At 40.0% G+C, this 12141-nt stretch carries 14 protein-coding genes and 1 riboswitch; of the genes, 6 read left to right on the forward strand and 8 right to left on the reverse strand.

The window, feature by feature from the left end; translation table 11 throughout:
• Window positions 1-28 precede the first annotated feature (28 nt).
• Window positions 29-205: a hypothetical protein gene (locus tag OA84_RS11375; protein ID WP_156965018.1), complete on the forward strand. Its 177-nt coding sequence runs from the start codon at window positions 29-31 to the stop codon at window positions 203-205.
• Between the two features lie 40 nt (window positions 206-245).
• Window positions 246-352: riboswitch (SAM riboswitch) on the reverse strand.
• Window positions 353-465: 113 nt separating this feature from the next.
• Complete coding sequence (locus OA84_RS02075) at window positions 466-3090, forward strand: MGH1-like glycoside hydrolase domain-containing protein (protein ID WP_039341648.1); 2625 nt, start codon at window positions 466-468, stop codon at window positions 3088-3090.
• A 124-nt stretch (window positions 3091-3214) separates the two neighbouring features.
• On the opposite strand, the gene OA84_RS02080 is transcribed toward OA84_RS02075, so the two are convergent.
• Both OA84_RS02080 and OA84_RS02085 read right to left on the reverse strand, forming a co-directional pair.
• Window positions 3215-3538, reverse strand: a complete 324-nt coding sequence (locus tag OA84_RS02080; RefSeq protein WP_156965019.1) for a YkvA family protein — start codon at window positions 3536-3538, stop codon at window positions 3215-3217.
• Window positions 3535-3957 (reverse strand): OsmC family protein, encoded by a 423-nt coding sequence (locus OA84_RS02085; protein ID WP_039341651.1) that lies wholly within the window; start codon window positions 3955-3957, stop codon window positions 3535-3537. The genes OA84_RS02080 and OA84_RS02085 overlap by 4 nt, the downstream gene beginning before the upstream one ends.
• Window positions 3958-4075: 118 nt before the next feature.
• Between OA84_RS02085 and OA84_RS02090 the strand changes: the two genes are divergently transcribed.
• Window positions 4076-4363: a GNAT family N-acetyltransferase gene (locus tag OA84_RS02090; RefSeq protein ID WP_039341653.1), complete on the forward strand. Its 288-nt coding sequence runs from the start codon at window positions 4076-4078 to the stop codon at window positions 4361-4363.
• Between the two features lie 46 nt (window positions 4364-4409).
• Here OA84_RS02090 and speB read toward each other — a convergent pair whose 3' ends face one another.
• Window positions 4410-5264: an agmatinase gene (speB, locus tag OA84_RS02095; protein WP_039341656.1), complete on the reverse strand. Its 855-nt coding sequence runs from the start codon at window positions 5262-5264 to the stop codon at window positions 4410-4412.
• 178 nt (window positions 5265-5442) lie between these two features.
• Here speB and OA84_RS02100 point away from each other — a divergent pair, with 178 nt between their 5' ends.
• Complete coding sequence (locus tag OA84_RS02100; RefSeq protein ID WP_039341658.1) at window positions 5443-6102, forward strand: HAD family hydrolase; 660 nt, start codon at window positions 5443-5445, stop codon at window positions 6100-6102.
• A gap of 217 nt (window positions 6103-6319) precedes the next feature.
• On the opposite strand, the gene OA84_RS02110 is transcribed toward OA84_RS02100, so the two are convergent.
• The 3 genes from OA84_RS02110 to OA84_RS02120 form a co-directional block, all read right to left on the reverse strand.
• Window positions 6320-7711, reverse strand: coding sequence for a type III PLP-dependent enzyme domain-containing protein (locus OA84_RS02110; RefSeq protein WP_039341664.1), 1392 nt, complete (start codon window positions 7709-7711; stop codon window positions 6320-6322).
• Between the two features lie 76 nt (window positions 7712-7787).
• Window positions 7788-8453: a thiamine diphosphokinase gene (locus OA84_RS02115; RefSeq protein WP_233701811.1), complete on the reverse strand. Its 666-nt coding sequence runs from the start codon at window positions 8451-8453 to the stop codon at window positions 7788-7790.
• Window positions 8416-8985: a cob(I)yrinic acid a,c-diamide adenosyltransferase gene (locus tag OA84_RS02120; protein ID WP_039341666.1), complete on the reverse strand. Its 570-nt coding sequence runs from the start codon at window positions 8983-8985 to the stop codon at window positions 8416-8418. The genes OA84_RS02115 and OA84_RS02120 overlap by 38 nt, the downstream gene beginning before the upstream one ends.
• Before the next feature lie 202 nt (window positions 8986-9187).
• Between OA84_RS02120 and OA84_RS02125 the strand changes: the two genes are divergently transcribed.
• Together OA84_RS02125 and OA84_RS02130 are read left to right on the forward strand one after the other, a co-directional pair.
• Window positions 9188-9673, forward strand: coding sequence for an RNA polymerase sigma factor (locus tag OA84_RS02125; protein WP_039341668.1), 486 nt, complete (start codon window positions 9188-9190; stop codon window positions 9671-9673).
• On the forward strand, window positions 9660-10253 hold the full coding sequence (locus tag OA84_RS02130) for a hypothetical protein (RefSeq protein WP_039341670.1): 594 nt from the start codon (window positions 9660-9662) through the stop codon (window positions 10251-10253). The genes OA84_RS02125 and OA84_RS02130 overlap by 14 nt, the downstream gene beginning before the upstream one ends.
• Before the next feature lie 34 nt (window positions 10254-10287).
• On the opposite strand, the gene OA84_RS02135 is transcribed toward OA84_RS02130, so the two are convergent.
• Both OA84_RS02135 and OA84_RS02140 read right to left on the reverse strand, forming a co-directional pair.
• A complete protein-coding gene (locus OA84_RS02135) occupies window positions 10288-11127 on the reverse strand; it encodes an alpha/beta hydrolase family protein (RefSeq protein ID WP_039342645.1) in 840 nt (279 codons plus the stop codon).
• Between the two features lie 96 nt (window positions 11128-11223).
• Window positions 11224-12117, reverse strand: coding sequence for a ribokinase (locus OA84_RS02140; RefSeq protein WP_039341672.1), 894 nt, complete (start codon window positions 12115-12117; stop codon window positions 11224-11226).
• Between the last annotated feature and the right edge of the window lie 24 nt (window positions 12118-12141).

A 12141-nucleotide genomic window follows, 5' to 3' on the forward strand; every position in this document is an offset into this window, starting at 1 on the left:
ATGGATTTAAAAATGTTTTTATTTAAAAATGAAACATTCAGCTATTTTAAATAATCGAAATGCTAAAACTGAAAAATATGCCGTTACAAGGGCAATTTTTTTCAAAATGAAAAACGCAAAACTGCTATCAGAAAAATCGCCTGATATAAAAATTGAATGGTATAATTTAATAGTTTGTAGCGGAGTTTTCAATTTTTTAAAATAAATAAATTGAAAATGCTACCGGAAAAGTGGTAAAAAAGTTTCTGTTATCTTCTCCCGATATATCGAGGTAGAATGTAGCACCTTCTCCGTTGCCGAAGGGTTGCCAAGGTATCATAGAGTCTAATCTCTCCACCTTTCTTAATAACATTTTCAGTATGTGAATGAACTTAATCTGCTGCAAAGAAAAGCAATAAAAACACAACAAGCAATTTTTCATAATTTTTTATTTCCTAATTTCGCGGCAGAAATTTTTTTTAGGAGATGACAACCGAACGAGAGAGAATGCTGGAGGACCAATGGAAAACCTGGGGACCATATGTGAGCAACAGGCAGTGGGGAACGGTGCGCGAAGATTACAGCGCTACCGGTAATGCGTGGGGATACACCACTTACAACGACGCTATAAGCCGCGCTTACCGCTGGAGTGAAGATGGAATTGCAGGAATTTGCGACACCAAACAATACCTTTGTTTTGCGCTTTCGTTCTGGAATTACAAGGATAAAATGCTCAAGGAACGCTTTTTCGGCTTGAGCAATCATCAGGGAAACCACGGTGAAGATGTAAAGGAACTGTATTATTATTTGGACAATACACCGACGCATTCTTACATGAAAATGGTGTATAAATATCCCATTAATGAATTTCCTTACACGGATTTGATTGATGAAAACCGCCGCCGCAGCAAGCGTGAACCGGAATACGAAATTATTGATACCGGCATTTTCAACGATAATGAATATTTTGATATTTTTATTGAATACGCGAAAATTCACCACGATGATATTCTTATCAGGATTTCCGTTAGCAACAGAAGCGGGAAAAAAGCGCCACTCGCCATTTTACCGACATTATGGTTTCGCAACAACTGGAAATGGGGATACGGCACTTATGAACCGGAATTGAAATCAACCCGACCAGACGTCATTGATATCGAACACGGCTCAATTGCACCAAAAAAACTGTATTCCCGAAATAAAAACTGTCAGGCTTTTTTCTGTAATAATGAAACCAATCCGGAAGTTATTCCATATTCGCCGACGAACGCTAAATTTTATAAAGACGGCATCAATAATTTCGTGGTCTATGGTGACCAAAATGCCATTAATCCAGAAAAAAAAGGCACTAAAGCAAGCTTTTTTTTAGAAGCAGAAATTGAAGGCGGCGAAACCCAAGTTTTCGATTTCCGCATGAGTCCGCATGATATGGAAGACGCTTTTTTCGATTTCGACCAGGTTTTCGATTTACGGAAAAATGAAGCTGATGAATTCTACGGCGAAATTCAGTGTCAGATTGAGGACGAAGAAGAAAAAAACATCCAAAGACAGGCGTTTGCCGGACTTTTGTGGAATAAGCAATTCTACCATTATAACGTTTCGAAATGGCTGAAAGGTGATCCGCAGCTGGAAGCGCCGCGAAATTTCAATCATTTTGTACGCAATACGGAATGGGAACATATGCAGAACAAAGACATCATTTCCATGCCTGATAAGTGGGAATATCCGTGGTTTGCAACCTGGGATTTGGCTTTTCACTGCGTTCCTTTTGCAATTTTAGATTCAGATTTTGCAAAATGCCAGCTGAAATTATTAACCAAAGAATGGTACATCCATCCGAATGGGCAATTGCCGGCATATGAATGGGATTTCAGCGATGTAAATCCGCCCGTGCATGCCTGGTCAACTTTCCGCGTTTTCAAGATTGATGAAAAAATGCACGGAAAGCCCGATATACCTTTTCTGGAAAGCGTTTTCCAAAAGCTTTTGCTGAATTTCACCTGGTGGGTAAACCGGAAAGATAAAAACGGAAATAATGTTTTTGGCGGCGGCTTTTTAGGTTTGGATAATATTGGAGCTTTTGACCGAAATATGCAGTTTAAAAATGGTGATCACCTCGAACAGGCCGACGGCACGAGCTGGATGGCGATGTTTGCCTTAAATATGATGCGGATTTCAATGGAATTGGCACTTTACAATCCGATTTATGAGGATATGGCGATTAAGTTTTTCGAGCATTATCTCTATATCGCGGAAGCGATGGAAAATCTGGGTGACAAGAAAAACGGTCTTTGGAACGAGAATGACGGGTTTTTCTACGATCTGCTTCAATTGAACGACGGTGATTCAAAATCCCTGAAACTCCGCAGTATTGTGGGTTTAATTCCGCTTTTCGCCGTGGAAATCATCGAACATGAAACGCTGGAAAAACTGCCGAATTTCCGCGAACGGATGGAATGGATTCTGAAAAATAAGCCAGATCTTGCAGACTTGGTTTCGCATTGGGAAGTTGAAGGCCAAGGCGGAAAACACCTCATGAGCATTTTGAGAAAAACTCGCCTGAAACGAGTTTTGAGCCGCATGGTTGATGAAAAAGAATTTTTATCGGATTACGGAATTCGCTCCATGTCGAAATATTACGAAATCGATCCTTTTGTTTTTAATATTGACGGGCAGGATTTTGTAGTGAAATATACGCCCGCAGAAAGTGACAGCAGCATGTTTGGCGGCAACAGCAACTGGCGCGGCCCGATTTGGTTCCCGATTAATTTCCTGATTGTTGAAAGTCTGCAACGCTTCCATTATTATTATGGCGACAGCCTTCAAATCGAATATCCGACGGGCAGTTTGGAAATGCGCAATCTGGATTTTGTGGCGAATGATTTGAGCAAGCGCCTCTACTCCATTTTCAGTAAAGATGAAAACGGAAACCGACCGTTTAACGGCGGAAACGAATTTTTGAATCAAAACGAATTTTTCAAAGATTACGTGATGTTCCATGAATATTTCAATGGTGATACCGGCGAAGGAATTGGCGCCTCACACCAAACCGGCTGGACGGCAACCATCGCCAAACTTATCCAGCCAAGAATGGGTTCGCGGCCTGCTTAAATTTAAGTAAATTTTAGAAATGTAAAAATTCCGTGCTAAAAGCACGGATTTTCTTAGTTTTTAACATACGGTACGCCAAATTTCTGATAAGCAAAGTACAGCAGAAATAACCAAAAAAACACGATTATAACGCCGAAAATCCAGTTGGTTTTTTGAAGCTTTTTCGGGTTTTCCGCAACGTTTTTCCGGCTTCTTCCAGAATGTTTTTTGGTATTAAATTTATTGACCACATAATTAAAAGCGGCACGATGATGAGGTCGTCCAAAAGCCCGAGAACTGGAATAAAATCCGGGACTAAATCTATTGGACTTAGCAGATAACCAACCGTGAGGCCAATCACCAGTTTCGCCAGCAAAGGCGTTCGCCTGTCGGAATACGCAAAAATCAGCAACTGGATTTCTGCTTTTAACTTTTGGACTTTTTCTTTTATTTGGTCTAAAAATTTCACACTTTTTCGCCGTTAACGAAAACTTCGTAAGTCACCGTGACATTTGGCTCCATGGTTTTGGAAACCGAACAGTATTTCTCAAAAGAAAGCGAGGCAGCGCGCTCGGCTTTTGCGTGATCAATATTTCCTTGCAGAAAAAATTTCACCAAAATATTTTTAAAAGGTTTTGCTTCGTCTTTCTGAATTCTTTCGCCTTCAACTTCCGCGGAAAAGCCGGTGAGTTCCTGTCTTTGTTTCTTTAATATCGAAACCATATCAATTCCGCTGCAGCCCGCGACAGCCATCAAAATAGTTTCCATGGGCGAAACGCCTGTCGTTCCAGGCGATTCAGAAATATTATCCAAAAGAATTTTGTTGCCCAAAGCGTTGGTGCATTCAAACAAATAATCGTCGTTGAGGCGGTTCAGTGTGATTTTCATTAAAAATATTTAATCCAAAGTTAAAAATTTTAATTTCATAAAACCTTAAGGTTTTGAAGGCATGAAAAATGCTTTGAATAAATTTCAGTAAATTTATTCAACAGAAAAATCACAAATTATGAATTATACGAACAACCGCTCAGGGAACGGCGGCATAATTACACTCTCAAACGATGAAGAAATTGGCAGATTGACTTATACGATTGCTCCCGAAGAAAATAAAATGATCATTTCGTACGTCCTGGTTCACCCGAAATTTGAAGGCCGCGGAATGGGAAAATATCTCGTGCAAGAAGGAATAAGATTCGCGCGCGAAAACAACTGGAAAATCTATCCGCATTGCTCCTACGCACGCTCGGTCATGAACCGAATGAATGATGTAGACGATATTTTAATGCCACGCTAAAACAAAAAAAAATCCCCTTTTAAGGGGATATTTTTATACCGAAAGTTTACGGTTTGCTGATGTGGTAATACGCCAGCATTTTATAATACAGCTTCGCGGCAAGAAAAGCCGTAGGTTTTGGCATCGGCGAATCCATGAGTTCCACAATGTCGAAAGCAACAACGTTGCATTTTTCAAAAACCTTGCGGAGCAATTCTAAAGTTGGATACCATTGCAATCCGCCCGGTTCCGGCGTTCCGGTAGACGGCGCGATTGACGGATCAAAAGCATCCAGATCAATGGTGATGTAAACGTTTCCAGAAACTTTCTCCAGCACGTCATTCACCCAATTTTCGTTGTTGGCAATTTCATGCGCGAAAAAGCACTGCTCTTTGTTCACATATTGCATTTCTTCGATGTCACACGAACGTATTCCGACCTGAACGAGATTATGTTTCTGGCTTGCCTCGAAAACTGCGCAGGCATGATTGGAAGTGGAACCGTGAAAATCGGGGCGCAAATCTGTATGAGCATCAAACTGTAAAACCGTAAGATTTTCAAATTTCTCACCCACGGCACGGATCGAACCAATGGAAACCGAATGTTCACCGCCGAAAAGCGTGAAAAGTTTGTCGTGGTGGTTTAATAATTCTTTGGTTTTAGTGTAAACCGCTTCGGTCATGGCTTCCGGAGATGATTTTTCGGAAATTTCACCCGCCATAAAAACACCTTCCAAATACGGTTCTGTTCCGGTTTCGATGTCATACAATTCCATATTTTCAGACGCGTCCAGAAAAAGCTCCGGGCCTTTGTCGGCGCCTTTCCCCCAAGTTGAAGTTCCGTCGTAAGGAACGGTAACAAGCACCACTTTTGAAGTTTCCAATTGTGCATTTTCTTCGGGAATTCCGGCGTATGTTTGCATGGTATTTTGAATTTAGGTTGATAATTTTAAGAGTCCAAAGATAAAAATTTCAAAAGACTTCAAAGATTTTTAAAAATGGTAAAAGTGAAAAATTAGCCGTTTTAAGGGCAAATAAATTGCTCTCAGAAATATTCGGTGCTATTCAGCCCTTATTTCCTATTTTTGTAAAAACTCATAAATGCCATTAAAAGCAGTATTATTCGATATGGACGGCGTCATCGTCGATACAGAACCACTTCACCGAAAAGCGTATTTTAAAATGTTCAATGACTTCGGGATTGTGGTGCCGGAAGATCTTTACACCACTTTTACGGGCGCCGCGACGAAAAAAGTCTGCTCCATACTCATCAAAAAATATGGTCTGAATGCCAGCATTAATGAACTTTCGGCGATTAAACGAAAATATTTCAAATACTTTTTTTACCACGATGAGGATTTTGCTTTGCTTCCCGGCGTGGAAAATCTGATTAAAAACTATTTTGAAAACGGAATTAAGCTGGTCTTGGCCTCGTCTGCAAGTATGGTGACAATTGATATGGTTTTTGAAAAATTTGGGTTGGCAAAATATTTTATCGGAAAAATAAGCGGTGATGATTTAAAGGAATCTAAACCGAATCCCGAAATTTTTCTGCTCGCCGCGGAAATCGCGCAGGAACCGAAAGAAAACTGTATGGTCATCGAAGATTCTACGAACGGAATTTTAGCCGCTCATAATGCCGAAATTTTCTGCGTCGCCTACAAAAGCGAACATTCTCTTCATCAGCATTACGAAAAAGCCAATCTGCTGATTTCTGATTTCTCCGAGATTACGACAGAAAAAATTAGCCTCTATTTTTAGGTTTTTTTTGAAAACTTAAACCAAAAAAAAATCAGCTGCTCTTTATAGGTTTTTTTCTGATTTACCATTTTTAAACTAACTACCAGCCCTAGCCCCGATGGGAACAACATCCTTTTTCTGCCGATAAAATCGGCAGAAAAAGATACAGTGAACAGCGGGAAATAGCTCCTAAAAAAAAGAAGCAACTTACCGCTGCTTCTTTCTAAAAATTCCGTACTTAATAGCCCAATAATTTCAAAACATCGTCGGGTCTCTGCTCATCGCGAAAAACGCTGTAGGTGAAATTTCCATCGCCATCTTTGTCGATCAAAATATGTTTGGGCTGAGGCATCAAACAGTGGTGAACGCCGCCGTAACCGCCGATGGTTTCTTGGTACGCGCCGGTGTTGAAAAAGCCGATGTACAGAGGTTTTGTGTCGCTGAAAACCGGCAGATAAATAGCGTTGGTGTGCTGCTCGGAGTTGTAATAATCATCTGAATCGCAGGTTAAACCACCGAGGAACACGCGCTCGTAGGTATCTTCCCAACGGTTGAGCGGCAACATGATAAATTTGCGCGAAATCGCCCAGGTATCGGGAAGTGTGGTCATGAACGAAGAATCGATCATATTCCATTTTTCGCGGTCATTCTGACGCTTCTGGGAAATAATTTTGTAAAGGTGACCGCCGCTTTCGCCAACGGTAAAACTACCAAATTCGGTATAGATATTCGGTTCTTCAACGCCTTCTTCTTCGCAGAATTTTTTAATTTGGGACACAATTTCGTTCACCATGTATTGGTAATCATAATCGAAATTCAAAGAGGTTTTTATGGGAAAACCGCCGCCGATATTCAGCGAATCAACTTCCGGAGCAATTTTTTTCAAACGGGCGTAAACGCGCAGACATTTGTAAAGCTCGTTCCAGTAATACGCGGTGTCTTTGATGCCTGTATTGATGAAAAAATGCAGCATTTTGAGTCGCGCGTTCGGGTGTTCCGCGATTTTCTGGCTATAATACGGGATGATATCTTTGTAACCAATGCCAAGTCTTGAGGTATAAAATTCGAATTTCGGTTCTTCTTCAGAAGCGATTCGGATCCCGATATTGAACGTGGTATCTATGCTTTCGGTGAGTTTGTCGAGCTCGCGGTAATTATCTAAAATCGGCGTTATGTTGTGAAATCCGCTATTGATAAGCCCCGAAATTTTTGCTAAATAGTCATCAGTTTTAAAACCGTTGCAAATCACTTCGACATTTTTGTCAAACTTTCCCTTTTCGTACAATGATTTCACAATATCCATGTCGTACGCGGAGGAAGTTTCAATTGAAATATCGTTTTTCAACGCTTCTTCCAAGACAAAGGCGAAGTGACTCGATTTGGTGCAATAGCAGTAACGATAATCTTTTTTGTAATCGTTGATTTCAAAAGCTTCCTTAAACCAGGCTTTTGCACGCTGAATATTGGTAGAAATTTTCGGCAGATAATTAAATTTCAAAGGTGTGCCAAACTTTTCAACAACCTCCATCAGCGGAATATCGTGAAAACTGAGACTATTTTCGGTAACACTGAATTCTTCGGTGGGAAAATAGAGGGTCTGGTCTATAAGTTCTGAATATTTAATTTTCATGCTAAATCTGAAGTTGTACTATTATTAAAGACTGCAAAGTTGAGAAAAAAAGTTGGGTTTTTATTTTAAAATTCCGTTAAAGTTCAGCTGCCGGCCGGTGCGAGTGAAAAACCAACAAATCACCATTTTCAAAAGTGATTTTCACCTGATCTTCAACGGCAAAATTTCTTGTGCCGATTCTACTGGTGAGGTTTAAGTTTTCTTTGTTTAATGTCCAGTTTAGGCCGATAGAAGTCACATTTTCGGTAAACGGAAACGGATACAGCGAAATTTTGCAATGCTTCACATTTTCTATAAGTAAATTTTTCGGTGAGAAAAAATAGGTGCCAAATTCATCAAAAAAAGTAATTTTAAGCGCATCTTTTGCTTTAAAAGCCACGGTTAAATTCCCGAGAAAATGATCCATTTCTCCGCCGGAACCGCCGTAGACATCCACTGCTGTTGCGCCGCGCTGCAGCAAGATTTCAAGCGCTTTTTCAAAATCGGTTTTATCCTGATCCGGTGTATAAATAAATTTTTCTTGGTAAATACTTTCATCATTTCCGGAGTGCGAATCGAAATCGCCTGAAATAAAACCAAGCTTTTCAAGCGGAAAATTTTTATTTTTTAAATAATGAAAAGCACCGTCGGTACACGCAATTAAAAAATATGCCTCTAAAGCAGGTAAAATTTCCGGCGGCACACCATTGATAAAAAGTAGCGCTTTATCGGTCATTGGGATTCCAGTATTCTTCCGGTTCATTCGCAAGTTTTGAGGCGTGGCGAGCCAGCACAAAAAGATAATCCGATAATCTGTTTAAATATTTCAGCAATTCGGGACGAATTTCTTCGGTTTCGTTCAAAAATACCAAACTGCGTTCTGCGCGGCGGCAAACTGTACGACAAACGTGAAGTGATGTTGCAGATTTTCCGCCGCCGGGTAAAATAAAATATTGAAGCGGTTGTAAGCCTCTTTCGATTTCATCCATCCAAAGTTCCAATTCTTCAATTTCCTTTTCGGAAATTTCGAGTGCTAAACGCGATTTTCCGTTTGCCATCGTTAATTTATCCGTTGGAGTTGCAGATTCTGAACCGACGGTAAAAAGATCAAACTGAATTTTTTTGAGCTGAGAAAGCACCTGTTCATCAGTAATTTCGCTTTTCGCCACACCGATAAAAGAGTTAAGCTCATCGATGGTTCCGTAAGCTTCCACCCGAGCGGACGCTTTGGAAACCCGCGTGCCCCCGTAGAGCGCAGTTTGGCCTTTGTCGCCGGTTTTTGTATAGATTTTCATGGGTTTTACTTTGAGGTAAATTTAAGGATTTTAAAACTGTTTGCCAGAACTTCCCCGTTCGCGTAATTTTAAAACTTAAAAGTTTTTTGTAATAATTTCAAAACTTATTTATCCAATAGATAGAAAACACAAAAATTTGCCGTTGAAACAGCCAAAATTTTAAAAATGAAAATAAAAATTTACCACCTGAAAATCCGCACTAATGACCTACGAATTTGACCAGCTTTACCGGGAATTTTCGCCGCGTATTTATAAACTTTGTTTGAGTTATTCGGGTGACCGGCTTTTTGCGGATGATCTTCACCAGGAAACCTGGATCGCGGTCTGGCACAGTTTGCCGAAGTTTCGGAACGAAAGTAAAATCGGAACCTGGATTTACCGAATCGCGATAAATACGTGTCTGGTCGGACTGAAAAAAGAAAAAAACAAGGCAGATGACTCGGAAAAAATATTATCGAAACTGGTTTACGAAGAAACGCAGGACAATTCCAAAGAAATCAACCGTTTGTACGAATCCATCAGCAAACTGAAAGAGAACGAAAGAATTATTATAACGTTGGTTTTAGAAGAAAAGCCTTACGACGAAATCGCAGAAATCACCGGAATTACCGAGAACAATTTGCGTGTAAAAATCCACAGAATTAAAAAAGAACTTCAGCAAATCTATAGCAGCCATGGAAGAATTTAAAGATCTAGAAAACCTCTGGAAAACCTCGGAGACAAAAATTCCGGCTAAAAACGACCAAATTTCTAAAATTAAAAACAACCGTATGAAACTGAAAAACAATTACACCAAAGGCGCAATTCTGCTCGTCGCAACAGGAATTTTCATCCTGATTTTAATGACCACTTTTGATGCTAAAATCTTAACAACACCAATTGTTTCGGCAATGGTTATTATTTCTCTGGTTTGCTTTCTCCAGGCTGGACTGATGTTTTTCACCGCAAAAAAAATCAGCGATATTGATGAAACCCAAACACCGGCTTCTCACCTTCAGCAATGGCTGGAGTTCCGGGAGTTCCAGAAAAAACTCCGACACTGGAACATGCCGGTTTACTATATTTTGCTCAGCCTCGCGCTCGGCGTTTATATGTTTGAATTGCTGAAAACGGTGGATCTGTGGAAAATGCTTCTGGCTTTTGCCATAACGTATTCGTGGCTGCTTTTTGCTTATTTTTATCTCGGAAAAAAAGAGGTGAAAAAACAGGACGCAAAAATGGACGGAATTATTTCGGAGCTTAAAAATCTCGAAAACCAATTTAATTAAAATAAAAAGCCGGAAATTTTTTCCGGCTTTTTTGCTATATTTTTTCTAAAATAATCTTCCAGAGCGGTCGGTTATAAGTTCGAAAAAAGTTCACGTGTCCGATTTCAAGTTTTGGAGATTCCTTCACCCAAACTTTTCGGTAGGTTTTTCGGAGGTTTGGATACACATTTTTCATCAGGTTTTCCATGCCTTTCATTGTTACCCACGGATCGTCTTCGGCATAAATAATCAAGGTTTCCTGATCGAAATTTTCGGCGTTATTTGCGCCAATTTTTTCATAAAGCCTTTTGGTGGATTTCTTATTTATAATTAAAGTTTTCCAGTCGTAGGCCACGCCTTTCGGTAAAGATTCGCCTAAACCAAACCGGTGCGCCGGAAAATAACCAAATATTTCAGATAGAATCGGAAGTGCAATTCCGAAACCCAGAAATCCGGTAAGAGCGACCTTAAAACTTAAATTTGAAAGTTGTGCATCCTGAGTCGCAACAAATATAAATTTGCTGAAAATCGCAGAATCTTGGTTCATTCCGACAATTAACGCGCCTACGGAATGTCCCAGACAATATTTCAATTCCTCCGGATATTCCTGCCGGATATAATGGGTAAGCGTTTTAAAATCTACGGTGCCCCAGATGCGCATATTTGCCTCAAAACCGGCTAATTTTTTCGGTTTAGATTCACCGATGCCGCGGTAATCGTAAGTGATGACAGTGAAACCATTTTCAGCAAAATATCTAGCGAAAGAAAAATACACTTGCTGTTTCACACCGGTTGCGGAATTGATGAGCAAAACTTTTCCGTTTGAAATTTTTGGTTCAAAAACTTTAACAAAAAGCGGAAAATTATCGGAGGTTTTTAAAGTTAGCTCTTTCATCATAAAAAAATTCCACTAAAAAAAGTGGAATTAATATTTAAAAATATAAATTTTTAAGCTTTAAATTTAATAAACCGATATGTTTGAAATAGCAAATTACTCTGAAACAATGTCTTTCATATAAGGTAAACCACGCTGCGAACCGCGGTTTTTTGTCACTTTCAATGAAACATCATTGCCAAAACGCACGCAATCATCAATCGAATTCCGGTGACAAAGTGCAACGGCAAATCCGCCCGCAAAAGCGTCGCCCATTCCCATTTTGTGAAGCACAGAATCGTGGTCGTTGCGGTAATATTTCATTTCCGTTCCGTTGAAATAAGTGGTGGAATTGGTATCGTCGCGAACGAATAATTTATTAGGATATTTCCGTAAAATTTCTTCGCGCGGCTGATCGCCGAAAATAATGGAAAGTTCGTTGCTTTTGGCGACGATAAAAGTTGCGGAATCGATAACTTCTTCAGACAGCTTTTTTGCCGGTGACGCATAAAGTCCGATTTTTTTGCCGTTTGAAGCGGCTAATTTTGCTGCGAATTCTACGGTTTCCATGGGAATTTCAAGCTGAAGCAAAACCAAATCTGCAGTGCTGAACAGTTTTTCAGCTTCAGAGACATTCTGTGGTTGTAAACAATAATTAGCGCCAGGCACCACAACGATTGAATTTACGCCTTTTGCTGCAATTACATAAGCGGTACCGGTGGAAGCTTCTTCGGTTTCTACAACATATCCCACATTTACACCTTCATCAACCAAATTACGCATAATCTGCTGCCCGAACGGATCCATACCAACAGCACCGATAAAATAAACGCTTGCGCCCAGACGCGCCGTGGCAACCGCCTGATTGGCGCCTTTACCACCAAAGAAGCTTTCAGATTTCTCTGCCATCACCGTTTCATTCGGTTGCGGCGGATGTTCGGTATTTAAAACTAAATCTATTGAAGAACTGCCAATTACAATAATTTTTGGTTGTTCGGAAGTGATGTTCATTATGGTAAAAAGTATACTTTTAAT

The sequence above is a fragment of the Kaistella solincola genome, assembly GCF_000812875.1.
Taxonomy (GTDB): Bacteria; Bacteroidota; Bacteroidia; order Flavobacteriales; family Weeksellaceae; genus Kaistella; species Kaistella solincola.

Excerpts from the sequence above, each read along its gene's own strand:
- OA84_RS11375 (WP_156965018.1), top strand. The coding sequence starts at position 29 with ATGAAACATTCAGCTATTTTAAATAATCGAAATGCTAAAACTGAAAAA.
- OA84_RS02075 (WP_039341648.1), top strand. The coding sequence starts at position 466 with ATGACAACCGAACGAGAGAGAATGCTGGAGGACCAATGGAAAACCTGG.
- OA84_RS02085 (WP_039341651.1), bottom strand. The coding sequence starts at position 3,957 with ATGAAAATCACACTGAACCGCCTCAACGACGATTATTTGTTTGAATGC.
- OA84_RS02090 (WP_039341653.1), top strand. The coding sequence starts at position 4,076 with ATGAATTATACGAACAACCGCTCAGGGAACGGCGGCATAATTACACTC.
- speB (WP_039341656.1), bottom strand. The coding sequence starts at position 5,264 with ATGCAAACATACGCCGGAATTCCCGAAGAAAATGCACAATTGGAAACT.
- OA84_RS02100 (WP_039341658.1), top strand. The coding sequence starts at position 5,443 with ATGCCATTAAAAGCAGTATTATTCGATATGGACGGCGTCATCGTCGAT.
- OA84_RS02110 (WP_039341664.1), bottom strand. The coding sequence starts at position 7,711 with ATGAAAATTAAATATTCAGAACTTATAGACCAGACCCTCTATTTTCCC.
- OA84_RS02115 (WP_233701811.1), bottom strand. The coding sequence starts at position 8,453 with ATGAACCGGAAGAATACTGGAATCCCAATGACCGATAAAGCGCTACTT.
- OA84_RS02120 (WP_039341666.1), bottom strand. The coding sequence starts at position 8,985 with ATGAAAATCTATACAAAAACCGGCGACAAAGGCCAAACTGCGCTCTAC.
- OA84_RS02125 (WP_039341668.1), top strand. The coding sequence starts at position 9,188 with ATGACCTACGAATTTGACCAGCTTTACCGGGAATTTTCGCCGCGTATT.
- OA84_RS02130 (WP_039341670.1), top strand. The coding sequence starts at position 9,660 with ATGGAAGAATTTAAAGATCTAGAAAACCTCTGGAAAACCTCGGAGACA.
- OA84_RS02135 (WP_039342645.1), bottom strand. The coding sequence starts at position 11,127 with ATGAAAGAGCTAACTTTAAAAACCTCCGATAATTTTCCGCTTTTTGTT.
- OA84_RS02140 (WP_039341672.1), bottom strand. The coding sequence starts at position 12,117 with ATGAACATCACTTCCGAACAACCAAAAATTATTGTAATTGGCAGTTCT.